At 70.9% G+C, this 21,776-nt stretch carries 22 protein-coding genes; 10 read left to right on the forward strand and 12 right to left on the reverse strand.

The genetic code is table 11. The features are described from left to right. Positions 1 to 50: 50 nt before the first annotated feature. From H5965_RS33140 to H5965_RS33155, 4 genes are all read right to left on the reverse strand, one after another. The gene (locus H5965_RS33140; protein ID WP_310974706.1) at positions 51 to 935 is read right to left on the reverse strand and encodes a lysophospholipid acyltransferase family protein; all 885 of its coding nucleotides are present in this window, start codon (positions 933 to 935) and stop codon (positions 51 to 53) included. Further along, positions 932 to 1,714: a GNAT family N-acyltransferase gene (locus H5965_RS33145; RefSeq protein WP_310974707.1), complete on the reverse strand. Its 783-nt coding sequence runs from the start codon at positions 1,712 to 1,714 to the stop codon at positions 932 to 934. Before H5965_RS33145 ends, H5965_RS33140 begins: the two co-directional genes overlap by 4 nt. Before the next feature lie 159 nt (positions 1,715 to 1,873). Continuing rightward, positions 1,874 to 2,833, reverse strand: a complete 960-nt coding sequence (locus H5965_RS33150; protein ID WP_086846599.1) for an electron transfer flavoprotein subunit alpha/FixB family protein — start codon at positions 2,831 to 2,833, stop codon at positions 1,874 to 1,876. Between the two features lie 28 nt (positions 2,834 to 2,861). Continuing rightward, positions 2,862 to 3,647, reverse strand: coding sequence for an electron transfer flavoprotein subunit beta/FixA family protein (locus H5965_RS33155; protein ID WP_310974708.1), 786 nt, complete (start codon positions 3,645 to 3,647; stop codon positions 2,862 to 2,864). A 243-nt stretch (positions 3,648 to 3,890) separates the two neighbouring features. On the opposite strand from H5965_RS33155, the gene H5965_RS33160 reads away from it, so the two are divergent. Then, entirely contained in the window at positions 3,891 to 4,736 is an 846-nt protein-coding gene (locus tag H5965_RS33160; protein ID WP_310974709.1) for a DegV family protein, read from the forward strand. Here the strand turns inward: H5965_RS33160 and H5965_RS33165 are convergent. Next, positions 4,714 to 5,139, reverse strand: a complete 426-nt coding sequence (locus tag H5965_RS33165) for a hypothetical protein (RefSeq protein WP_310974710.1) — start codon at positions 5,137 to 5,139, stop codon at positions 4,714 to 4,716. The two genes, H5965_RS33160 and H5965_RS33165, sit on opposite strands and share 23 nt — an antisense overlap. Before the next feature lie 53 nt (positions 5,140 to 5,192). On the opposite strand from H5965_RS33165, the gene H5965_RS33170 reads away from it, so the two are divergent. From H5965_RS33170 to H5965_RS33180, 3 genes are read left to right on the forward strand one after another with little or no spacing between them, the layout of a single operon-like run. Further along, positions 5,193 to 5,966, forward strand: coding sequence for a methyltransferase domain-containing protein (locus H5965_RS33170; protein ID WP_310974711.1), 774 nt, complete (start codon positions 5,193 to 5,195; stop codon positions 5,964 to 5,966). Next, complete coding sequence (locus H5965_RS33175; protein ID WP_310974712.1) at positions 5,963 to 7,468, forward strand: glycoside hydrolase family 57 protein; 1,506 nt, start codon at positions 5,963 to 5,965, stop codon at positions 7,466 to 7,468. The genes H5965_RS33170 and H5965_RS33175 overlap by 4 nt, the downstream gene beginning before the upstream one ends. A gap of 11 nt (positions 7,469 to 7,479) precedes the next feature. Next, positions 7,480 to 7,968: a glutathione peroxidase gene (locus tag H5965_RS33180; RefSeq protein ID WP_310974713.1), complete on the forward strand. Its 489-nt coding sequence runs from the start codon at positions 7,480 to 7,482 to the stop codon at positions 7,966 to 7,968. Between the two features lie 98 nt (positions 7,969 to 8,066). Here the strand turns inward: H5965_RS33180 and H5965_RS33185 are convergent, their stop codons facing one another. After that, entirely contained in the window at positions 8,067 to 9,830 is a 1,764-nt protein-coding gene (locus H5965_RS33185) for a sugar-binding domain-containing protein (RefSeq protein WP_310974714.1), read from the reverse strand. Between the two features lie 112 nt (positions 9,831 to 9,942). Here H5965_RS33185 and H5965_RS33190 point away from each other — a divergent pair, with 112 nt between their 5' ends. Then, on the forward strand, positions 9,943 to 11,220 hold the full coding sequence (locus tag H5965_RS33190) for a glycosyltransferase family 4 protein (protein WP_310974715.1): 1,278 nt from the start codon (positions 9,943 to 9,945) through the stop codon (positions 11,218 to 11,220). Between the two features lie 4 nt (positions 11,221 to 11,224). Here H5965_RS33190 and H5965_RS33195 read toward each other — a convergent pair whose 3' ends face one another. Next, positions 11,225 to 12,016 carry a class I SAM-dependent methyltransferase gene (locus H5965_RS33195; RefSeq protein WP_310974716.1) on the reverse strand — a complete coding sequence of 264 codons (792 nt, stop codon included), beginning with the start codon at positions 12,014 to 12,016 and terminating at the stop codon, positions 11,225 to 11,227. A gap of 45 nt (positions 12,017 to 12,061) precedes the next feature. Continuing rightward, positions 12,062 to 12,520, reverse strand: coding sequence for a nuclear transport factor 2 family protein (locus H5965_RS33200; protein WP_310974717.1), 459 nt, complete (start codon positions 12,518 to 12,520; stop codon positions 12,062 to 12,064). A gap of 90 nt (positions 12,521 to 12,610) precedes the next feature. Here H5965_RS33200 and H5965_RS33205 point away from each other — a divergent pair, with 90 nt between their 5' ends. Next, the gene (locus tag H5965_RS33205) at positions 12,611 to 13,183 is read left to right on the forward strand and encodes a helix-turn-helix domain-containing protein (protein ID WP_310974718.1); all 573 of its coding nucleotides are present in this window, start codon (positions 12,611 to 12,613) and stop codon (positions 13,181 to 13,183) included. A 142-nt stretch (positions 13,184 to 13,325) separates the two neighbouring features. Here H5965_RS33205 and aceB read toward each other — a convergent pair whose 3' ends face one another. After that, positions 13,326 to 14,933 carry a malate synthase A gene (gene aceB, locus H5965_RS33210; protein WP_310974719.1) on the reverse strand — a complete coding sequence of 536 codons (1,608 nt, stop codon included), beginning with the start codon at positions 14,931 to 14,933 and terminating at the stop codon, positions 13,326 to 13,328. Positions 14,934 to 15,029: 96 nt separating this feature from the next. Then, a complete protein-coding gene (aceA, locus tag H5965_RS33215) occupies positions 15,030 to 16,310 on the reverse strand; it encodes an isocitrate lyase (protein WP_310974720.1) in 1,281 nt (426 codons plus the stop codon). Between the two features lie 229 nt (positions 16,311 to 16,539). Here aceA and H5965_RS33220 point away from each other — a divergent pair, with 229 nt between their 5' ends. Further along, positions 16,540 to 17,964, forward strand: a complete 1,425-nt coding sequence (locus H5965_RS33220) for a short-chain fatty acyl-CoA regulator family protein (RefSeq protein ID WP_310974721.1) — start codon at positions 16,540 to 16,542, stop codon at positions 17,962 to 17,964. 53 nt (positions 17,965 to 18,017) lie between these two features. After that, positions 18,018 to 18,368, forward strand: a complete 351-nt coding sequence (locus H5965_RS33225; protein ID WP_310974722.1) for a DUF2510 domain-containing protein — start codon at positions 18,018 to 18,020, stop codon at positions 18,366 to 18,368. On the opposite strand, the gene H5965_RS33230 is transcribed toward H5965_RS33225, so the two are convergent. Both H5965_RS33230 and H5965_RS33235 read right to left on the reverse strand, forming a co-directional pair. Then, complete coding sequence (locus H5965_RS33230; RefSeq protein ID WP_310974723.1) at positions 18,369 to 19,352, reverse strand: hypothetical protein; 984 nt, start codon at positions 19,350 to 19,352, stop codon at positions 18,369 to 18,371. It lies immediately after the preceding gene. Then, on the reverse strand, positions 19,349 to 19,840 hold the full coding sequence (locus tag H5965_RS33235) for a SigE family RNA polymerase sigma factor (RefSeq protein ID WP_310974724.1): 492 nt from the start codon (positions 19,838 to 19,840) through the stop codon (positions 19,349 to 19,351). Before H5965_RS33235 ends, H5965_RS33230 begins: the two co-directional genes overlap by 4 nt. Positions 19,841 to 19,928: 88 nt before the next feature. Between H5965_RS33235 and ilvA the strand changes: the two genes are divergently transcribed. Together ilvA and H5965_RS33245 are read left to right on the forward strand one after the other, a co-directional pair. Then, complete coding sequence (ilvA, locus tag H5965_RS33240; protein WP_310974725.1) at positions 19,929 to 21,185, forward strand: threonine ammonia-lyase IlvA; 1,257 nt, start codon at positions 19,929 to 19,931, stop codon at positions 21,183 to 21,185. Between the two features lie 20 nt (positions 21,186 to 21,205). Continuing rightward, positions 21,206 to 21,775 (forward strand): NADAR family protein, encoded by a 570-nt coding sequence (locus tag H5965_RS33245; RefSeq protein ID WP_310974726.1) that lies wholly within the window; start codon positions 21,206 to 21,208, stop codon positions 21,773 to 21,775. Position 21,776: the final 1 nt, after the last annotated feature.

Raw genomic sequence — 21,776 nt, forward strand, 5'->3', positions numbered from 1 at the left:
CGGAGGGACCAATCCGGGCCTGTCGCCGGATCGCGGCGACAGGGCCCGGATCACTTCGCGGGAGGCGAAGCCAGTGGGGCCGCCTGGCGGCGCGGCGTCCGGCGGCGCTGCTGGACCGGGATCTGCACCGTGCCCAGCGCGGAATGGACCGCCGACTCGGCGAGGGCGGCCAGTTCGCGGCGGGTTTCCGCGCGGCCCGGGGCGATCTCCGGGCAGACGTGGATCTCGAGCACCAGACCCCGCAGGGCCGCGACCCGGCGCAGGGACGCGATCAGTGACTCCGGTCCGATGAAGGCCGGGCGGCTGGTCTCGCGGCCGTCGGCGAGGCGGTAGCGCAGCGCGATCGGGCGCACCGGGACACCGCCGTCGATGGCCGCCTGGAACGTCGCCGTCGTGAAGCGTCCCGAGGCCAGGCCGCACCACGTCGTGCCTTCCGGGGTGACGCTGACCAGGGAACCCGTCCGGAGGGCGTCGGCCAGCGCTGCCATCGTGGCGGGCAGCGTCGTCAGCCGCTCGCGGTCGAGGAAGATGCTGCCGCCTCGGCGGACGAGGCCGCCGAGCACCGGCCAGCTCGCGATCTCCTTCTTGGCCAGCGCGCGCATCGGCCGCAGGGCGTTGATCGCGACGATGTCCAGCCACGAGATGTGGTTGTTGACCACCAGCGCACCACGGCCGGCGGGCGCGGTCAGGAAGTCGGCGCCCCCTCGGATGTCCAACCGGACGCCGAACGCCCGCAGCATGCCGCGGAAGATCAGCCGGAGCAGGCGCTGACGGCCCGGGGCGACCAGCAGCAGGGGCGCGGACACCAGCGCCGCGACGACGACCGAGATCGCCGCCGCGAAGCGCAGGATCCGTCGCGGGAAGCCGACCACCGGGTCGTCGGTGGTCAGGCAGCCGTCGCCGCACGGCGAGGCCGGCATCCAGGCGTGGCTCATCCCTGGGTCCCGAGGAAGAACTTGAGGTACCGCTCGTCGACGTTGTGCAGGTCCAGGAGGACGAAGAAGTCGGCGACGCCGAAGTCGGTGTCGAGCGCGGGCGGGCCGCAGACCTTGGCGCCCAGGCGGACGTAGCCCTTGATCAGCGGCGGCAGCGTCGGACGCGCCGGGCGTTCGACGCCCGAGGCGTCCCACTGGATCAGCGGCGTGACGCGCGTGCCCTCGTCCGAGTAGTGCTTGGCGCGCAGGACGTCCCACACGCCGGCGGCGAAGGAGCCGTCGTCCACCAGCGGGACGGACGCGCAGCCGGCGAGGTAGCGGTGGCCGGACAGGAGCATGTAGCGGGCGATCCCGGCCCAGACCAGGCTGACGACGGCGCCGCTGCGGTGGTCCGGGTGCACGCACGACCGGCCGGTTTCCACCAGCGACGGGCGGAGGCCCTCGATCGCCGTCAGGTCGAATTCGCTGTCGGCGTAGAGCTTCCCGGCCTGGGCGGCACGCTCCGGCGGCAGCATGCGATAGCAGCCGACGATGTCGCCCGTGTTGTCGTCGCGGACGACGAGGTGGTCGCAGAATTCGTCGAACTCGTCGACGTCGAGACCGGGCCGCGGGGAGTGGAGGCGCGCACCCATTTCCTCGGCGAAAACCCGGTGCCGCAGTTTCTGGGCCGCGACCACTTCGTCGTTCGCGTGCGCGACGAGAAGCGAGTACCGGGGGGCGTCGGCGGGGAGCTCGGCACCCGCCTGATCAGTGCTGACGAGGAGCTGTGACGTCGTCATGGTCAAGGTGTACCTGCGCGTTGGAAGCCGCGGAGAGTGCCATCCGATGACCGATTAGTGCATGTTCGGTGAATGGCGGGTTCTCAGGCTTCTCTCAGGTCCCGAAAACGCGCGAGGGGCCTCCCGGGAAGTCCCGGAAGGCCCCTGCGAGCTGGGGAATCAGCCCTTGCGCTTCTCGACCGCCTCGGTCAGCTGCGGCGCGACGTTGAACAGGTCGCCGACGATGCCGAAGTCGGCGATCTCGAAGATCGGCGCCTCCGGGTCCTTGTTGACGGCGATGATCGTCTTCGACGTCTGCATGCCGGCGCGGTGCTGGATCGCGCCGGAGATGCCGAGCGCGATGTACAGCTGCGGCGACACGGTCTTGCCGGTCTGGCCGACCTGGAACTGTGCCGGGTAGTAGCCGGAGTCGACAGCGGCACGCGAAGCGCCGACAGCCGCGCCGAGCGAGTCGGCCAGCTTCTCGACGACGTCGAACTTCTCCGCCGAGCCGACGCCGCGGCCACCGGAGACCACGATCGAGGCCTCGGTCAGCTCCGGGCGGTCGCCGCCGGTGACCGGCTCGACGCCCGTGATGCGAGTCGCCTTGGCCGCGTCGACCGCGGGGAGCTCGACGGTCTCCTCGGCCGCCGCGCCCTCGGCCGGCTCGGCCTCAACGGCGCCCGGGCGGATCGAGACGACGGGCGCGCCCTTGGCCGACTTGGACTTGACCGAGAACGCACCACCGAAGATGGACTGGTCGATGACGCCGTCGCCGTTGACGCCCACGGCGTCGTAGATCAGGCCGGAGCCCAGGCGCACGGCCAGGCGGGCGGCGACCTCCTTGCCCTCACCGCTGGCGGTGACGAGCACGGCGGCCGGGGACGCCTGCTGCGCGAGCGCGGCGAGCACGTCGACCTTGGGCGTGACCAGGTAGTTCGCGGCGTCGTCGCCTTCCGCGACATAGACCTTGGCGGCGCCGTGCGACGCCAGCGCCTGCTTCGCCTTGGCGGCGGTCCCGGTCGGGCCGACGACGACGGCCGACGGCTCACCGAGCGCGCGGGCGGCGGTCAGCAGCTCGAGCGTGACCTTCTTGACCTCACCGTCGACGTGGTCGACGAGGACGAGTACTTCAGCCATGTTCTTGTTCCTCCTCGAAGAGCCGTTGTCAGATGAGCTTCTGGCCGACCAGGTACTCGGCGACCTTGGTGCCGCCGTCACCCTCGTCCTCGACCTTTTCGCCGGCGGTGCGCGGCGGCTTCGGCGACGACTCGGTCACCGTGGACCAGGCGTTGGCGAGACCGACCTCGCCCGCGTCGACGCCCAGGTCGGCGATGGTGAACGTCTCGACCGGCTTCTTCTTCGCGGCCATGATGCCCTTGAAGGACGGGTAGCGCGGCTCGTTGATCTTCTCGCCGACGCTCACGATCGCGGGCAGGCTCGCCTCGAGGTGGGTCAGGCCGTCCTCGGTCTCGCGGGTGGCCTTGAGCGTCGAGCCGTCGACGGTCAGCTCGCGCACGTAGGTGACCTGCGGCAGGCCCAGCAGTTCGGCGAGGATCGCCGGGATGGCGCCACCGCGGCCGTCGGACGACTCGTTGCCGGCGATGACCAGGTCGAAGCCCTCGACCTTGCCGATCGCGGCGGCGAGCACCTTGGCGGTGGCGATCGCGTCGGAGCCGTGCAGCGCCGCGTCGGAGACGTGGATGGCCTTGTCGGCGCCCATGGACAGCGCCTTGCGGATGGCGTCGGTCGCGCGGTCGGGGCCCACCGAGATCACGGTGACCTCGCCCTCGCCGGCTTCCTTGATCTTCAGCGCCTCTTCGACGGCCTTCTCGTTGATCTCGTCGAGCACGGCGTCGGCGGATTCGCGGTCAAGGGTGTGGTCGGACCCGTTGAGCTTCCGCTCCGAGTAGGTGTCCGGTACCTGCTTGACCAGGACGACGATGTTGGTCATGGGTCTGCTTCGACCTCCCGGTTCGTGGCCCGCGGTCGACCACGGGACAGTGCTCTACTGGCCGGTAGATTAGGGCCAATCGGCGCGCAGGACCCGTCGAGGTGACGCCATTCACCTGGATGCGCAATCTATTGGGACCATCGTCCCGGTAGTCGACCGGTTACCCCACCCGAACTGCCGTTCGTCCGATCGGACCAACCACGGCCTACTGGCGGTGGGTGTCAGGCATTAACCTCCCCCACCATGCCCGCGCGCATCGCCGTCATCACCGACTCGAGCTCCTGCCTGCCCGACCTCGTCGCTTCCCGCTGGGCCATCGGCGTCGTCCAGATCCAGCTGAGCCTGGGTAGTCACTACGACGACGAAAACCGCTTCGACCGCGGCGAAGTGATCGACGCCATGAGAGCCGGGCAGGTGATCACCACGGCGCCCCCGGACCCGGGGGCGTTCTTCTGGACCTACCAGGAAGCGGCCGCCGCCGGAGCGACCGCGATCGTCAGCGTCCACATCTCCGGCAGCATGTCCGACACCGTCCGCGCGGCCCGGGAGGCCGCCCAGCAGGTCCGCATCCCGGTGCACGTCCTGGACAGCCGGACCACCGGCATGAGCCTCGGCTTCGCCGCCGTGTCCGCCGCGCGGGCGGCCGCGGCCGGCGGGGACGCCGGCCGGGTCATCGAGGCCGCCGAACGCCGGTGCGCGACGAGCACCGAGTTCATCTACGTCGACACCCTCGAGTACCTCCGCCGCGGCGGCCGGATCGGCGCCGCGCAGGCCATGCTCGGCAGTGCGTTTTCGATCAAACCGCTGCTCACGGTCAAGGACGGCGAGGTCGCGCCGCTCGCCCGCGTCCCCGGCACGCGGCGCGCTCTGGCCAAGATGGTCGATCTCGCCGTGAAGAAGTCCGGCGGGTTCCGCGCCGACATCGCCGTGACCCGGTTCGGCGCCAGCGACCACGAACTGGAGATCGGCCGGCAGATCGAACGCCGGGTGCCCGCGATGGCCGAGAGCATGGTCGTCGAAGCGAGCACGGTCATCGGCGCGCACCTCGGACCCGGCGCGCTCGGCATCACGGTGTCGCCGGTGGGCTGACCCGGCGTCCCGGAACCGCCAGCACCGCGAGCGGGACCACGACGCCCAGAGCGGTCGTCGTGATGATCAGCACCTGATCGATTTGCCCGAAATGCGACACGTGGCCGAGGTGGTAGAGGAAGTGCGGCAGGCCGAACAGCAGCCCCGCCACGCCGGCGAGCCGCGCGACCGCTGTGGTGCCGATCACGGCGGCCCCGATCGGCAGGGCAGCGAGGGCCAGGTTGAGGCCGCCGAAGTCGCGCAGGAGGTGCTCGTTGAACGGCCCGTCCATCGCCACCCAGCCGGCGCGGAAGCCGGGAAAGTCCTGGTAGAAGCCGGCGGGCGAGACCAGTGGCCAAATTCCGACCACGGCCTCGACCAGGCCGAAGAACACGAGCAGTACGCGGGTGATGGTCCGTTGCATGGCCACGGAACGAGAGAGCCGAGCCGGATGTGACACCCGCTAGGGTCGCGGAGGTGACCACCCCAGCCACCCGGGCCGAGGCGCTGCACCTGACCGGCGAACGGACCGTCCCCGGCATCGCCGAGGAGAATTACTGGTTCAGGCGCCACGAAGCCGCGTACGCCGCCCTGCTCCCCCACTGCGCGGACGCGACGGTGCTCGAAGCCGGCTGCGGTGAGGGCTACGGTGCGAGCCTCCTCGCGACCACGGCCCGCCGGGTGCTCGCGCTGGACTACGACGTCCCGACCACCGAACACGTCGCCCGCCGCTACCCCGAGGTCGCCGTCGCGCGGGCGAACCTGGCCTTCCTCCCGGTCCGGGACGGCGCGGTCGACGTCGTGGCGAACTTCCAGGTCATCGAGCACCTGTGGGACCAGGCCGGGTTCCTCGCCGAGTGCCGGCGGGTGTTGCCGGAAAGCGGCAAACTGCTGGTCACCACGCCGAACCGGTTGACCTTCACCCCGGACAGCGACACGCCGCTGAACCCGTTCCACACCCGCGAGCTCGCGCCGGCCGAGCTGGCCGGGCTGCTCACCGACGCCGGCTTCGACGTCGAGACCCTGCACGGGCTGCACCACGGCGAGGCCGTGCGCGCGCTCGACGAGCGGTACGGCGGCTCGATCATCGACGCCCAGCTCGACGTGGTCATGGGCAAGCTCCCGGGGCAGGCCGAGTGGCCGGACGCGCTGCTCGCCGACGTCGCCGCGATTGAGGCCACCGGCTTCGACATCCACGGCGACGACCTCGACGCGAGCCTCGACCTGATCGCCGTGGCGGTGCGCCGATGAGCGAGGGCACCTTCTGCTTGGTTGTGCACAGCCACCTGCCGTGGCTGCCGCACCACGGGAGCTGGCCGGTCGGCGAGGAGTGGCTCTACCAGGCGTGGGCGCATTCCTACCTGCCGATGGTCGAGCTCCTGGAGCGCTTCGCCGAGGAAGGCCGCCGCGACGTGCTGACGCTCGGCGTGACGCCGGTGCTTGCCGCGCAGCTCGACGACCCCTACAGCATCCGCGCGTTCCATGACTGGCTCGGCCACTGGCAGCTGCGTGCCCAGCACGCGGCGACGCTGTGGCGCGGCGACCCGCTGTTGCGCGAGCTCGCCGCGGCCGAGCACCGGACCGCCGTCCGCGCGGCCGAAGAGCTCGGGACGCGGTGGCGGCACGGCTTCTCCCCGGTCCTGCGGTCCCTGGTCGACAATTCGACCATCGAGCTGCTCGGCGGGCCCCTCGCGCATCCGTTCCAGCCGCTGCTGGACCCGCGGGTGCGGGAGTTCGCGCTCGACGCCGGTCTCGCCGACACGGCCCTGCGGCTGGGGACGCGGCCCGAGGGAATCTGGGCGCCGGAGTGCGGCTACGCGCCTGGCATGGAAAACGACTACGCGGCCGCCGGCGTGCGGCGGTTCCTGGTCGACGGCCCGTCGCTGCGCGGTGACACCTGGACCGCGCGGCCGGTCGGCGGCACCGACGTCCTCGCGTTCGGCCGGGACCTCGAGGTCACCTACCGCGTCTGGTCGCCGAAAGCCGGCTACCCCGGCCACGCCGCCTACCGCGACTTCCACACCTGGCAGCACGAGGTCGGCCTCAAGGCGGCGCGGGTCACCGGCAAGACGGTCGAGCCGCAGGACAAGGCGCCGTACGACCCGGCGCTCGCCGCGGACGTGCTGGGGACGCACGTCAAGGACTTCGTCGAGACGGTGGTGACGCGGCTGCGGTCGTTGAAGCGGCAACACGGGCGTGAGGCGCTCGTGGTCGCCGCGTACGACACGGAGCTGTTCGGGCACTGGTGGCACGAAGGACCGGCCTGGCTGGAGGGCGTGCTGCGCGCGCTCCCCGAGGCCGGGGTGCGGGTGACGACGCTGAAGGGCGCGATGGAAGCCGGCCACGTCGGCGAGCCGATCGACCTGCCTGCCTCGTCGTGGGGTTCCGGCAAGGACTGGCGCGTCTGGGACGGCGAGCAGGTCAAGGACATGGTCGCCGCCAACAGCGCGTTGCAGGAGCGGCTGCTCGACCTCGTTGCCGGTTTGGCGACCACGGCTCGCGACACCGTCGCCGACCAGGCCGTCGCCGAGGCGATGCTGGCGCTGGAAAGCGACTGGGCGTTCATGGTCACCAAGGACTCGGCCGCGGACTACGCCCGTCGCCGCGCGGCGGTCCACACCGAGCGCTTCGACGCACTGGCGGGGCTGCTGCGCCGCGGCGATCGCGCACGGGCCGAGGAACTCGCCGCGGCCTACCGCGCCGACGACGGACCGTTCGGGCACCTCGACGCCCGGGCGCTGAAGCACGACTGAAAGGGACCTTCATGGGGATCCACGACATTCCGCTCAAGACCCTCGACGGGCGGGACAGCTCGCTGGGCGAGTTCGCCGGCAAGGCGCTGCTCGTGGTCAACGTCGCGTCGAAGTGCGGCCTGACCCCGCAGTACTCCGGTCTCGAGCGGCTGCAGGAACGCTTCGGCGAGCAGGGCTTCTCCGTCGTCGGGTTCCCGTGCAACCAGTTCGCCGGCCAGGAGCCGGGTAGCGCGGACGAGATCCAGACGTTCTGCTCGACGACCTACGGCGTCACGTTCCCGCTGTTCGAGAAGATCGACGTCAACGGCGAGGGCCGGCACCCGCTCTACGCCGAGCTGACCGAGACTGCGGACGCCGAGGGCACCGCGGGCGACGTCCAGTGGAACTTCGAGAAGTTCCTCGTCGGCGCCGACGGCGAAGTCCTGGCGCGGTTCCGGCCGCGCACCGAGCCCGAGGACGAGACGGTCGTCAAGGCCATCGAGGCCGCGCTGCCGGCCTGATACCACGGCGGGGGACGCCGTTCCCCCGCCGTCGCCGGAATTCACCGGATCGACGGGGCGGCCGGCCGCCGCCCGGCACCGTCACGCATTTGCCGAAATCAGGACGAACCCGTTTCGATCGCCGCCCGCACGCACTTCGCGACCACCACCGGATCCACTTTGACCACGCGACGGTCGTAGGTGAGCAGCCCGTTGACCTCGTTTTCGACATCCGTCGTCTGGGTGTAGACGGCGCCGGACAAGCCGCGCTCCGCGACCACCCGCTCGAGGGCGGCGCTCACCTCGGCGTAGCGCTCGGTGAGCCGCTCGCGGGTCGGCGTCATTTCATACGCGTTGGGCGGGCCGGGCCAGCGGTGGTCGTCCAAAATCAGACCAAGGCCGCCGTACTCGCCGTCGACGATCGCGCGGCCGTCGCGCACCGACGGCGTACCCGGGCCCACGTACGTGTGGTCGTCGTAGACGTCGCCCGCGCCGCTGTCCGGCCGCGAGAAGCAGCAGTTGACGCCGCTGTTCGCGATCACCAGCCGGGTCGGGTCGAGGGTTTTGACCAATTCCGCGACACGCGCGGTGTCGAACTCGCCCCAGCCCTCGTTGAACGGGACCCAGCCCACGATCGACGGGACCGCGCGCAGCTGCGTCACCATTTCGGCGAGCTCCGCCTCGAATCGCTCGCGCGCCCGCGGGACCGGGTCCGGCGCGATCCCGGGCGGGCCGTCGAACGACACGGTCAGCGAGGGCATGTCCTGCCAGACGACCAAACCCAGCGTGTCGGCCCAGAAGTACCAGCGGGCCGGCTCGACCTTGACGTGCTTGCGGACGAAGTTGAAGCCCAGCTCCTTCGTCTTCTCGAGGTCGAACCGCAGGGCGTCGTCGGTGGGCGCGGTCGAGATGCCGTCCGGCCAGTAGCCCTGGTCGAGCGGACCGTGCAGGAAAGTGACCCGGCCGTTGAGCGCAATCCGCGGGCGGCCCTGCGGGTCCGGGACCAGGCCGATTGTCCGCAGTCCGGCGTAGCTGCCGACTTCGTCCGAAATCGAACCACGCTCGTCGAGCAGCCGGACGCGCAGCGAATAAAGGTGTGGGTCGTCGGGGGTCCAGAGGCGTGGCGAAGGAACATCCACGCGCACTGGCGTCCCGGCCGGGCCCGAGGCGCGCGCGACCTCGACGTCGTTTGCCGAAATGACGACAACGACCTCGGCACCGCCGGTGACCTGCGGGAACACCGTCACGCCGGTCAGGTCCGGGGTCAGGTCCAGCCGCTCGATCCGAACCTCGGGGACCGGCTCCAGCCACACCGTTTGCCAGATTCCGGACGACGGCGTGTAGCAGATCCCGCCGGGCGCGTTGCGCTGCTTGCCGACCGGGAAGGGCTCGATGTCGGTGCGGTCGTCGGCGCGGACGGTCAGCTCCTGCGGCCCCGAAGCACGCAAGACGTCGGTGACGTCCGCGCTGAACGCCGTGTAACCGCCCTCGTGGGTCGCGACGAGCTGGTTGTTGACCCAGACCTTCGCCGTCTGGTCGACCGCGCCGAAGTGCAGGAGGACGCGCGAGCCGTGCCAGTCGGCCGGGACTTCGAAGAGGCGCCGGTACCAGAGGACTTCGTCGCGTCGTCGAATTCCGGACAACGCCGATTCCGGCGGGAACGGGACCAGGATGCGCTCGGCGTAACCGGACGGCCGTGGTTCGTCCGGCGACGACGGCCAGCCCGCGTACTCCCAGACGCCGTTGAGGTTGAGCCAGCGAGGCCGCGTCAGCTGCGGTCGCGGGTACTCGGGCAGGGCGTTGTCCGGAGCGACGTCGCCGCTCCACGGAGTCGGCAGGGGCGGGTCGAGCCGGCGCCAGCCGGGGTCCTCGGGAGGAGTCATCCCGATCGATGGTGGCAGAGATCCGCACCCCGGCCAGTGATCGAGATCACATGTGAACACTTCGCGAGCACGGGCGCGCCGACGCCTTCTGACTCGCGAGTAACCTCTGCCCATGCGAGTGCTGATGCTGTCCTGGGAGTACCCGCCCGTGGCCATCGGGGGCCTGGCCCGGCACGTCCACGCGCTCGCCACCCACCTGGCCCGCCAGGGCCACGACGTCGTGGTGCTCTGCCGGCACGCCGCGGGCACCGACGCCGGGACGCACCCGCGCACCGACCGCGTCGTCGAGGGCGTGCGGATCATCCGGGTCGCCGAGGACCCGATGCACGTGACCTTCGAACGGGACCTCGTCGCCTGGACGCTGGCCATGGGACACGCCATGATCCGCGCGGCGCAGGACCTGCTGCGCGCCTGGCAGCCCGACGTCGTCCACGCGCACGACTGGCTCGTCGCCCATCCGGCCATCGCGATCGCCGAGGCCGCGCGCGTACCGCTCGTCGGCACGATCCACGCGACCGAGGCCGGGCGGCACTCCGGCTGGCTGTCGCACCCGCTGAACCAGCAGGTTCACTCGGTCGAGTGGTGGCTGGCGAACCGGGCCGACGCGCTGATCACCTGCTCCCAGGCGATGCGCCGCGAGGTCGCACACCTCTTCGAGGTCGAGGCGGACGACGTCACGGTGATCCACAACGGCATCGAGGAGCGCGGCTGGCAGGTGCCCGCGGACGAGATCGCGCGCGCCCGCGAGGTCTACAGCCCGGCCGGTGCGCCGCTGTTGCTCTATTTCGGACGACTCGAGTGGGAGAAGGGTGTGCAGGACCTGCTGGCCGCCCTCCCCCGCATCCGGCGCCGCCACCCGGGCACCCGCGTGGTCGTTGCCGGAAAAGGACGACACTTCGACGAGCTGGTCGAACAGTCGCGGAAGCTGCGGGTGCGGCGCGCGGTCGACTTCGTCGGGCACCTCTCCGACCGCGACCTCCGCGCGGCGCTCGCCGCCGCCGACGCTGTGGTGCTGCCGAGCCGGTACGAGCCGTTCGGGATCGTCGCCTTGGAGGCCGCGGCCGCGAAGGCGCCGCTGGTGGCGTCGACGGCCGGCGGTCTCGGCGAGGTCGTCGTGCACGGCGAGACCGGGCTGGCGTTCAGTCCCGGCGATGTCGCGGAATTGGCCAACGCGGTGACGACGGTGCTTTCCGACGCCGAGGCCGCGGCTGAGCGGGCGCAGGCCGCGCAGTCCCGGCTGGCCGCCGACTTCGACTGGGGCCGGATCGCCGAAGCGACCGCCGAGGTCTACCGGCGGACGAAGCCGGGCGAACCGGTCGAGCTGCCCCGGCCCAAGATCGCCACCGGCAACGCCTTCGAGCCGGTCCCGGCCGAGATCCCGGAGGTTTAGATCCTCACCGGGTTCCGGTCAAGAGCCGGACCCGGACGCGTTCCCGCACCGGGCCGTGCGGGGCGACCGCCGCCCGGATGCGCTCGGTGAATTCCGGCCTCGCGTCGAGGCCGGGCAGCTGGTCAGGGCTCATTGCCGAAAAAACGCCACCGGCGATTTCCTCGACGCTCAGCGGCGCGGAGTACTCGACGACCGTCGAGCTCACGGCGTAGCCGGCGGCCGCGAGGGCGTTCGCGTACCGCTCCTGGCTCGCGTCGTCCGTGCCGCAGGTCCGGTGCAGCGGGGTGCCGAGGTAGGCGGAGAGGACGTCCCGGAGCGCGGCCGACCACGCCGTGTCCTGCAGCCACAGCGGCTCGCCGTTGGTCACCACCGCGATCCCGCCGCCGGGACGCAGCAGCGGACGGACCGCCGCGAACAGCCGCTCGTGGTCCATCCAGTGCAACGCCTGCGCCACCGTCACCGCGGCCAGGCGCCCCGGCCCGAGGGCGGCCGGCAGCGCGGCGACGTCGGAGTCCGCGCCGAGCAGCCAGGCGACGTTCGGCTCCGCCGTCGCCCTCCGGGCCTGGGCCAGCATCGCCGGCTCCGGGTCCATGCCCAGCACGGCTCCGACGCGTGGCGCCAGGGCCCGGGTGAGCTGGCCGGTGCCGCAGCCGAGGTCGAGGACGACGTCGTCGCGAGTCAGCGCGAACGCCGTGGCCAGCTCGTCCGCGACCTCGGGCGGGTAGCCGCGGCGGAACCGCTGGTAGAACTCGCTCACTTCGCCGCCGAACGCCGATGTCGTCACTTTTCCGACCATGCCCGTCGACCTGCCCGGCCGCGGCCGGTTCCGCTCAGGGCGGACCTAGAAGACCGGCAGCAGGACGCCGTGCTCCGACTCCGGCCGCGGGCCGAAGATGCGGCGGTCGGCTTCGGCGATCGGGACGTCGTTGATGCTCGCTTCCCGGCGGCGCATCAGGCCTTCGTCGCTGAACTCCCAGAGCTCGTTGCCGTAGCTGCGGAACCACTGCCCCTCGGCGGTCCGGGACTCGTACTGGAACCGGACGCCGATGCGGTTGCCGCGGAAGCCCCACAGCTCCTTGCGCAGGGCGTAGTCCAGCTCGCGTGCCCATTTCGCGGTCAGGAACTCGACGATCCGGGCGCGCCCGACGACGTATTGGTCGCGATTGCGCCAGACCGAATCCTCGGTGTACGCGAGCGAGACGCGCTCCGGGTCGCGGGTGTTCCACGCGTCTTCGGCGGCCTGGACCTTCTGGCGGGCGGTGTCCTCGTCGAACGGCGGGAACGGCGGGCGCGGGGTCATGTGAGCTCCTTCCGGACGCGGAGAACGTGCGTTCTCCACTGCTCCCGCTAGACTAGAGAACGATCATTCTCAGCGCCAGGGGCAGGTGACATGGATTCCACGGAGGCGACCGACCGGCTGCTGGAAGCCGCCGAGGACCTCTTCTACGCCCACGGCGTTCAGGCAGTCGGAATGGACGCGGTCCGCGAACGCTCCGGCGTCTCCCTCAAGCGGCTCTACCAGTGCTTCCCGGCGAAGAACGACCTGGTCGAGGCGTACCTGCTGCGCCGCGACGAACGCTGGCGCGGCTCGTTGCGCAATTTCGTCCACGCCCGCGGCGACGACCCCCTGGCCGTGTTCGCCTGGCTGAAGAACTGGTTCGCCGAGCCGGGCTTCCGCGGCTGCGCGTTCATCAATTCCTTCGGCGAGTTCGGCGAGCCGCCCCCCGGGATCGCCGCCGCGATCCGCAAGCACAAGGACGAGGTCCGGGCCTACCTGCGCAGTCTGGTGCCGGACCGGAGCGTCGCGGACCAGCTGTTCGCACTCATGGAGGGCGCGACCGTGCTCGCCGCGATCACCGGGGACCCGCGCGAGGCGGACACGGCGGGCGAGGCCGCGAAAGTCCTACTGGAAGCACACCTGGGAGTGACGACTCCTGCTGCGAACCGCCCGCGGTCTTCGTGACGCGGCGGGTCTTCCTCCTGTGACGGACATGAACCGGTCCGGTGACGGGGAGCCGCCGTCACCGGACCGGTCCGGACCCACACCATCCCAACAGTGTGGAATCCGGCCTCCCCTCGTCAGGTAGGGGAGGCCGGGGCCCCTGCTACCGGGCGTCCGTGAGGTACCGCGCGTAGGCACCCGTGGTGAGGAAGCTCGGCAGCTTCTCCCCCAGCGCGGTTTCGGTGAAGATCTCGCGGGCGTCGTCGAGGCGGTTGCCCGCGCCGAGGTCGGCCCGCACCGAGGCGAGTTCGTCGTCCAGGAATTCGACCGCCAGCTCGCGGGTCAGCGCCGTGCCGTCCTCGAGCTTCGTGCCATTGCGGATCCACTGCCACACCTGGCAGCGCGCGATCTCCGCGGTGGCCGCGTCCTCCATGAGGTTGTGGATCGCCGCCGCGCCGGTGCCGCGCAGCCACGCGTCGACGTACCGCAGCGCGACGTTGATGTTCGCGCGCACGCCCGCCTCGGTGACCTCGCCGCCGGCGCTGGCCACGTCCAGCAGGTCCTCGGCGGTGACGTGGACGTCTTCGCGCAGCTTGCCGAGCTGGTTGGGCCAGCCGCCGAGCACGCCGTCGAAGACCTCGCGGCAGACCGGGACCAGGCCGGGGTGCGCGACCCACGAGCCGTCGAAACCGTCGCCGGCCTCGCGTTCCTTGTCCGCGCGGACCTTCTCGATCGCCGTCGCGTTGATCTCGGGATCGCGACTCGGGATGAAGGCCGCCATACCGCCGATGGCGTGGGCCCGGCGCTTGTGGCAGGTGCTCACCAGCAGCTCGGTGTAGGCCCGCATGAACGGCACGGTCATGGTGACCTGCGCGCGGTCCGGCAGCACGAAGTCGGCGCCGTGCGCGGCGAAGTTCTTGATGAGGCTGAAGATGTAGTCCCAGCGGCCGGCGTTGAGGCCCGCCGCGTGCTCGCGCAGCTCGTAGAGGATCTCGTCCATCTCGAACGCGGCGGTGATCGTCTCGATCAGCACGGTCGCGCGGATCGTGCCGCGCGGGATGCCGAGTTCGCGCTGGGCCAGCAGGAAGACGTCGTTCCACAGGCGCGCTTCGAGGTGGTTCTCCAGCTTCGGCAGGTAGAAGTACGGGCCGACGCCGCGGGCGAGCAGCTGGCGCGCGTTGTGGAAGAAGTACAGGCCGAAGTCGACCAGGCTGGCCGACACGGGGCGGCCGTCGATGCGGATGTGCTTCTCCACCAGGTGCCAGCCGCGGGGCCGCGCGACGATCGTCGCCGGGTCGTCGCCGATGGTGTAGCGCTTGCCGGCTTCGGTGGTGAAGTCGATGTTGCGGCGGATGGCGTCGAACAGGTTGAGCTGGCCGTCGATGACGTTGTGCCACGTCGGCGACGTCGCGTCCTCGAAGTCCGCCAGCCAGACCTTGGCGCCGGAGTTCAGCGCGTTGACCGTCATCTTGCGGTCGGTCGGGCCGGTGATCTCGACGCGGCGGTCCTCCAGGCCCGGCGCGGTCGGGGCGACGTGCCACGACTCGTCGTCGCGGATCCGGCGGGTCTCGGGCAGGAAGCCGAGCGGCTTCTCACCGGACTGCAGTTCCTCGCGGCGCACGCGGCGGGCGTCGAGCAGCTCGCGCCGGCGACCGGCGAACGTGTTGTCCAGCTTGGCCAGGAAGTCGAGTGCCGCCGGGGTCAGGATTTCCGCGAACCGGCCCTCGACCGGGCCGGTGACCTCGATGCGGTAGTTCAGCCGATCAACCATGGGGTGCCTCCGCGAGCTGTGGGCAGGGAAGGAAAGAAGGGGGAAGGTCGCGGCCTGACGACGGTGGGGGTTGCCGTCGTCAGGCCGCGGCCGGGATCAGTGGAACTGGGCTTCTTCGGTGGAGCCCTTGAGCGCGGTGGTCGAGCTCTCCGGGTTCAGCGCGGTGGCGACCTGGTCGAAGTAGCCGGTGCCGACCTCGCGCTGGTGCTTGGTCGCGGTGTAGCCGCGGCTCTCCGAAGCGAACTCGCGCTCCTGCAGGTCGACGTAGGCGGTCATGCCCTCGCGGGCGTAGCCGTGCGCCAAGTCGAACATCGAGTAGTTCAGCGCGTGGAAACCGGCCAGCGTGATGAACTGGAACTTGTAGCCCATGTGGCCGAGCTCGCGCTGGAACTTCGCGATCGTCGCGTCGTCCAGGTGCTTCTTCCAGTTGAACGACGGCGAGCAGTTGTAGGCCAGCATCTGGTCCGGGAACTTCGCCTTGATCGCCTCGGCGTACTTGCGCGCCACCTCGAGGTCCGGTTCGGAGGTCTCCATCCACAGCAGGTCGGCGTACTGGGCGTAGGCCAGGCCGCGCTCGATGCAGGGCTCGATGCCGTTGCGGACCTCGTAGAAGCCCTCGGCGGTGCGGCCGCCGGTGAGGAACTGCTGGTCGCGCTCGTCGACGTCGCTGGTCAGCAGGGTCGCGGCCTGGGCGTCGGTGCGGGCGACGATCAGCGACGGCACGTTGAGCACGTCCGCGGCGAGGCGGGCGGCGTTCAGCGTGCGCTCGTGCTGCTTGGTCGGGATGAGGACCTTGCCGCCGAGGTGACCGCACTTCTTCTCGGACGCGAGCTGGTCCTCCCAGTGCACGCCCGCGGCGCCGGCCGCGATCATGCCCTTCATCAGCTCGAACGCGTTGAGCGGGCCACCGAAGCCGGCCTCGGCGTCGGCGACGATCGGGGCGTACCAGTCGATGTCGGTGTTGCCCTCGGCCCAGCTGATCTGGTCGGCGCGGCCCAGCGCGTTGTTGATCCGGCGGACCACGGCCGGCACCGAGTTGGCCGGGTACAGGCTCTGGTCGGGGTAGGTCTGGCTCGCCAGGTTGGCGTCGGCCGCGACCTGCCAGCCGGACAGGTAGATGGCCTGCAGGCCCGCGCGGACCTGCTGGACGGCCTGGTTGCCGGTGAGCGCGCCCAGTGCGTGGATGTAGTCCTCGGTGTGCAGCAGGTCCCACAGCTTCTCCGCGCCGCGGCGGGCCAGGGTGTGCTCCTCGACGACGCTGCCACGCAGCTTGACGACGTCCTCAGCCGAGTAGGAGCGCTGCACGCCCGCCCAGCGGGGGTCGTTCGCCCACTGCGCGGCCAGCTCCGCGGCCGCCTGCTTGGCCTGTTCCGTCATCGGACTCTCCCGGTGTTGCGAAGTTTGCGATTGCTCGCCTTGCTTGGCCTGACCCTGACACGCCAGCGAAAACTCGGTCCAGTCGTCCAATTTGCCAATTTGTGCGAAGGGTACGTACGCTCTTTGCAAAGGTTGCGAATCGGCCGGTTCGCAAGTGATCGAAAATCCGCGTTCTTGACCGTTCACGTAACCGTTCAGGGCCGGAAACCTTCCGGAAAGGAGGCCTCGGATGGAGAAGACTTTCGCCGGCGCCCGGTTGCGGCACCTCCGCGAAAGCCGCTCGATGAGCCAGGCCGACCTCGCCCGTGTGCTGGAGATCTCACCCAGTTACCTCAACCAGATCGAGCACAACTCGCGCCCGCTGACCGTGCCGGTGCTGCTGCGGATCACGCAGGCGTTCGGCGTCGACACCGAGTTCTTCGCCAACAACGACACGTCCCGGCTGGTCGCCGACGTCAAGGAAGCGCTGCTCGACGAGGTCCTCGGCATCGACGTCACGACCAGCGAGCTCAACGATCTGGCCACGAACCTCCCGGCGATCGCCCAGGCGCTGGTCAAGCTGCACCGCAGCTACCGCAACGCCGTCGAGAGCACCGCCGCGCTGACCACGGAAAACGGGCTGGGCCTGCACGGGAGCGCCGCCGCGCCGCTGCCGCACGAGGAGGTCCGCGACTTCTTCTACGAGCGCGAGAACTATGTCGCGGAATTGGACGAACGCGCCGAGAAGATGGCGGCGGACATCCCGCTGCTGCGCGGACAGGTGCTGGGCGCGCTGAAGGAACGGCTTTCCCAGCGCTACGGCGTCGAGGTGACCAGCGAGGGCATCGACGAAGCCGCCGGCCAGCAGCACCGCTACGAGCCGGTGACGCGGGTGCTGCGGCTGGCGCCGAGCCTGCGGGTCGGGCAGCAGGCGTTCCGGATGGCTTCGCAGATCGCCCTGCTCGAGTACGACGACCTCATCACCGAACTGGCCGATTCGTGGGCGTTCTCCGGTCCGGCGGCCCGTTCGCTCGCCCGCGTCGGCCTGGCGAACTACTTCGCCGGGGCGCTGATCCTGCCCTACGGGCCGTTCCTGGCCGCGGCCGAACGGTTCCGCTACGACATCGAGCGGCTCTGCGACCACTACGGCGTCGGGTTCGAGACGGTCTGCCACCGGCTGTCCACGCTGCAACGGCCCAAGCAGCGCGGGGTGCCGTTCTCGTTCGTGCGGGTGGACCGGGCCGGGAACATGTCGAAGCGGCAGTCGGCGGCCGGGTTCCACTTCTCCCGGGTCGGCGGGGCGTGCCCGCTGTGGAACATCTACGAGGCCTTCACCCAGCCGGGCAAGATCCTCACCCAGATCGCCACCCTGCCCGACGGGAAGAGCTACTTCTGGATCGCGCGCACGGTGTCGCGCAACATCGGCGGCTACGGCAGCCCGGGCAAGACGTTCACGGTCGGGCTGGGCTGCGAACTGCGCCACGCCGGGCGGCTGATCTATTCGACCGGTCTCGACCTGGACGAACCCGCCGCCGCGACGCCGATCGGGATGGGGTGCAAAGTCTGCGAACGCCCGGCGTGCTCGCAGCGCGCGTTCCCGACGATCGGCAAGCAGCTCACCGTGGACGAGAACACCAGCACCTTCGTCCCGTACCCGGCAGTGCCCAAGGGATGAGCACCCGGTAACGAGCCACCGGGCAGCGGCGACGTCCCCGGCAGGGGGTCGCCATGGCCGAACGGGTCCGGACGGGCTGCACCAACTGCAAGCGCTGCACCAACTCGGCCGTCGCCGAATTCGGGCGCCGGCAGGGCAAGCTCGGGGCGAACGTCGCGACGGCGGGCGGGGTCGCGGTCGTGCAGGCCTTCACCCCGAACTGCCGGGCGTGCGGGCACAAGCTGAGCCTCCACGATCGCGGCGGCGAGAGCCGTGGCAACGCCTACCCCGCGCCGGTGACCGCCCAGCCGTCCGCGCGCCAGGGGCCGCCGCCCGGCTGGTACGCCCACCCGGGCGCCCCCGGCGTCCTGCGCTGGTGGGACGGGACCCGCTGGACCGAGCACACGCAGACGCCGCCGCGCTGATCACCCGATCACGTGCGTGGTCCACTTCGCCTCGTCCGGGCCGAGCACGGTGATCCGGTTCAGGAGTTCCTTCGCGGTGATGCCGCTAATCTTCGGCTGGTCGAACGAAACGCAGGCCTTCAACCCGTTCTTCGTCACGCACTGCGGTTCGCCGAGGCCGTCGGTGGGGCCGCCGGGCGGCGAGACGTTGATGGTGACCAGTGCGCCGTCCGATGTGTACTGCAGCACCAGCCGCCACGGGACGCCGTCCTGGTCGGCGCGGCGCCGCAGGTAACCGTCGCTGAGGTGGAACGTCCCCGGCAGGCCGGTGATGTGCAGCGGCAGGGGCACCGCCCGGGTGCCGAACCTGACATCACCGGCGACCCGCGTCAGCACCTGCTGCAGGTCCGGGACCGCGAGGTAGTACGCGTTCAGCCGGGCCCACCGGCCGTCCGGGGCCTGCCACTGCAGGTAGGCGCTCCCGTGGTTCAGCGGATCGGCCGGGTCGGTGGTGAGCCAGTAGCCGTCGCGGTCGCCGATCCGGACCGGGATCCGGGTCGGCTGCCCGCCGAGGTTGTGCGGGAGGGGTGGGTCCTGGTCGTAAACCGACAACCAGATCATCGGCGCCAGCTCGCCCTGGCCGACGGCCAGCACGGTGTCGCCGTGCTCGCCCACGGCGTACTCGATGCCTTTGATCTGCTCGGGCACCCAGCCGAAGCTCGCCTTCGCCACCATCGGGTTGTCGGTGGGCGCCGGCGTGACGGACGTGGGCGAGGGTGCGGTGGCCACCGGCGTGGTCGCCGGCGGCGGGACCGGCCGGAACAGCGACACCGCCGTCACGCCGCCCGCCGTCACGAACGCGGCACAGCCGAGGACCAGCGCGGTGGTCCGCAGGCGACGACGGCGTCCGCCGACCCGGCGCGCGCGGTCGAGGTCGATCCGCGGCGGCGGAGCGGGCGTCTCGGCCAGTTCCTTCAGCTTGGTGGCCAGCTCGTGGTCGGTCATGCTCGTCCCTCCCGGATCGGTTCGCCCAGCAGCTCGCGCAGCGCGTTCACGGCCTTCGCGGTCTGGCTCTTGACGGTGCCTTCGGAGCAGCCCAGCGCCCGCGCGGTCTCCGCGACCGGAAGGTCGCAGAAGTAGCGCAGGACGACGGTCGCCCGCTGGCGGGCCGGCAGCCGTTCCAGGGCCGCCCGCAGGTCGAGGGCCAGTTCGACGTCCGCGCCGGGCACGGGCGGGTCCTGGTCGTTTTCGCGCAAATCCACCCGCCGCCACCACGACGTGCGCTGTTCGGCGAGGAACGTGTTGACCAGCGTGCGGCGCACGTAGCCGTCGACGTTGTCGGCGCGGGCGGCCCGCGGCCAGTTCGCGTAGAGCCGGGTGACCGCCGACTGGACCAGGTCGTCGGCCCGGTGCCAGTCGCCGCAGAGCAAGTACGCGACCTTGCGCAGCCATCCCGCCCGCGCGGTCACGTACTCGGTGAATCCGGCGTCCATCGGCGACCCCCATCTCGTTCGACACCCCTTTGATGCGCCCGGAGGCCCGGCCGGTTGCCCGGGACGCCCGAGTCGTAGATTCACCGGGGTGCACGACATCGACACGGTGACCGCGGCGACCATCGAAAAGGCCGCCGAGCGGCTGGCCGGGGTGGTGACCCGGACGCCCCTGGAGCCGAGCGCCCGGCTGTCGTCCCGGGTGGACGCGCAGGTCTGGGTGAAGCGCGAGGACCTGCAGACCGTCCGGTCGTACAAGATCCGCGGCGCGTACAACTTCATCGTCCAGCTCGACGAGGACGTCCGTGCGAGAGGCGTCGTCTGCGCCAGCGCCGGCAACCACGCACAGGGCGTCGCGTACGCGTGCCGCCGGCTCGGCGCCAACGGCCGCGTGTACGTCCCCGGGACCACGCCGCGGCAGAAGCGAGAGCGCATCGCGACGCTCGGCGGCGCGCACATCGAGGTCATCGTTGTCGGAGAAACGTACGAAGACGCCTTCGCCGCGGCCAACGAGGACGCGCAGCGCACGGGCGCGACCCTGGTGCCCGCGTTCGACGACGTCCGCACGGTCGCCGGTCAGGGCACGGTCGCGCTCGAGGTCGTGGAGCAGCTCGGTTTTGTCCCCGACGTCGTGGTCGTGCCGGTCGGCGGCGGTGGGCTGCTCGCCGGGGTCGGCAGCTGGCTGCGCGAGCGGCACCCCGACGTCCGGATCGTCGGCGTCGAACCCGCGGGCGCGGCCTGCATGGCCGCGGCCCTCGAAGCCGGGCAGCCGGTGCGGCTGCCGGAGCTCGACTCGTTCGTCGACGGCGCCGCCGTCCGCGAGGCCGGCGGGGTCACCTACCCCCTGATCCGCGAGACCGGCGCCGAGCTGGCCGCGGTCGCCGAGGGCGCGGTGTGCACCGAGATGCTCGCGATGTACCAGTCGGACGGGATCATCGCCGAACCCGCCGGCGCGCTCGCCGCGGCGTCGCTCGGCACAGTGGTCGAGGTCGAGCCCGGTCAGACCGTCGTCTGCCTGGTCTCCGGCGGCAACAACGACGTCAGCCGCTACAGCGAGATCCTCGAACGCTCGCTGATGCACGAGGGGCTGAAGCACTACTTCCTCGTCGGGTTCCCGCAGGAGCCGGGCGCGCTGCGGCGGTTCCTCGAGCAGGTCCTCGGGCCCGAAGACGACATCACTCGTTTCGAGTACGTCAAGCGGACCAACCGCGAGATGGGTCCGGCGCTGGTCGGCATCGAGATCGCCCGGGCGGCCGACCTGCCCGGGCTGCTGGCCCGGATGGACGCGAGCCCGCTGCAGGTGGAGCGGATCGAGCCGGGCAGCCCCCTGTTCCACTTCCTGCTCTGAGGACGTGGTCCACTAGGCGGATGGTGAAGGTCGACGGTGTCCGCAGTGTCGAGGCGTTGCGCGAAAAAGTCCACGAGGGTGCGGAGCCCGAGTACCTGCTGTTCTACGGGCACACGCCCTCGAAGTCCGGGCGGGTCACGGCGAGCTGCCTGAGCCAGTGGTGGGCCGACCCGTTCGAGGCCGACGGCATCGTCTACCCGACCGCCGAGCACTACATGATGGCCGGCAAGGCGCTGTTGTTCGGCGATGTCGAGAAGGCCGAGCTGATCCGGTCGACGCCCGACCCGAAGACGGCGAAGGTGCTCGGCCGCGAGGTCGCCGGGTTCGACGCCGCCACCTGGGAGCGGCACCGGTTCGACATCGTCGTCGACGGCAACCTGGCCAAATTCCGGCAACACCGCGACCTGCGCCGGTTCCTGCTGGGGACCGGGGACGCGGTGCTCGTCGAGGCGTCCAAGAAGGACCTCGTCTGGGGCACCGGCCTCGCGCGCGAGGAGAAGAACGCGACCAAGCCGGACTATTGGCGCGGGCTGAACCTGCTCGGCTTCGCACTGATGGAGGTCCGCGACCAGCTGCGGGCCCGCGTCTGAC

The organism is Amycolatopsis sp. 505 (assembly GCF_031625235.1).
In the GTDB taxonomy this organism is placed as follows: Bacteria; Actinomycetota; Actinomycetes; order Mycobacteriales; family Pseudonocardiaceae; genus Amycolatopsis.

Bases quoted from the DNA above. Each gene is read 5' to 3' on its own strand.
- H5965_RS33145 (WP_310974707.1), bottom strand. From the start codon at position 1,714: ATGACGACGTCACAGCTCCTCGTCAGCACTGATCAGGCGGGTGCCGAG.
- H5965_RS33155 (WP_310974708.1), bottom strand. From the start codon at position 3,647: ATGACCAACATCGTCGTCCTGGTCAAGCAGGTACCGGACACCTACTCG.
- H5965_RS33190 (WP_310974715.1), top strand. From the start codon at position 9,943: ATGCGAGTGCTGATGCTGTCCTGGGAGTACCCGCCCGTGGCCATCGGG.
- H5965_RS33235 (WP_310974724.1), bottom strand. From the start codon at position 19,840: ATGGACGCCGGATTCACCGAGTACGTGACCGCGCGGGCGGGATGGCTG.
- H5965_RS33200 (WP_310974717.1), bottom strand. From the start codon at position 12,520: ATGACCCCGCGCCCGCCGTTCCCGCCGTTCGACGAGGACACCGCCCGC.
- aceA (WP_310974720.1), bottom strand. From the start codon at position 16,310: ATGACGGAACAGGCCAAGCAGGCGGCCGCGGAGCTGGCCGCGCAGTGG.
- H5965_RS33245 (WP_310974726.1), top strand. From the start codon at position 21,206: ATGGTGAAGGTCGACGGTGTCCGCAGTGTCGAGGCGTTGCGCGAAAAA.
- H5965_RS33230 (WP_310974723.1), bottom strand. From the start codon at position 19,352: ATGACCGACCACGAGCTGGCCACCAAGCTGAAGGAACTGGCCGAGACG.
- H5965_RS33180 (WP_310974713.1), top strand. From the start codon at position 7,480: ATGGGGATCCACGACATTCCGCTCAAGACCCTCGACGGGCGGGACAGC.
- H5965_RS33220 (WP_310974721.1), top strand. From the start codon at position 16,540: ATGGAGAAGACTTTCGCCGGCGCCCGGTTGCGGCACCTCCGCGAAAGC.
- H5965_RS33205 (WP_310974718.1), top strand. From the start codon at position 12,611: ATGGATTCCACGGAGGCGACCGACCGGCTGCTGGAAGCCGCCGAGGAC.
- H5965_RS33195 (WP_310974716.1), bottom strand. From the start codon at position 12,016: ATGGTCGGAAAAGTGACGACATCGGCGTTCGGCGGCGAAGTGAGCGAG.
- H5965_RS33225 (WP_310974722.1), top strand. From the start codon at position 18,018: ATGGCCGAACGGGTCCGGACGGGCTGCACCAACTGCAAGCGCTGCACC.
- H5965_RS33140 (WP_310974706.1), bottom strand. From the start codon at position 935: ATGAGCCACGCCTGGATGCCGGCCTCGCCGTGCGGCGACGGCTGCCTG.
- H5965_RS33185 (WP_310974714.1), bottom strand. From the start codon at position 9,830: ATGACTCCTCCCGAGGACCCCGGCTGGCGCCGGCTCGACCCGCCCCTG.
- H5965_RS33160 (WP_310974709.1), top strand. From the start codon at position 3,891: ATGCCCGCGCGCATCGCCGTCATCACCGACTCGAGCTCCTGCCTGCCC.
- aceB (WP_310974719.1), bottom strand. From the start codon at position 14,933: ATGGTTGATCGGCTGAACTACCGCATCGAGGTCACCGGCCCGGTCGAG.
- H5965_RS33165 (WP_310974710.1), bottom strand. From the start codon at position 5,139: ATGCAACGGACCATCACCCGCGTACTGCTCGTGTTCTTCGGCCTGGTC.
- H5965_RS33175 (WP_310974712.1), top strand. From the start codon at position 5,963: ATGAGCGAGGGCACCTTCTGCTTGGTTGTGCACAGCCACCTGCCGTGG.
- H5965_RS33150 (WP_086846599.1), bottom strand. From the start codon at position 2,833: ATGGCTGAAGTACTCGTCCTCGTCGACCACGTCGACGGTGAGGTCAAG.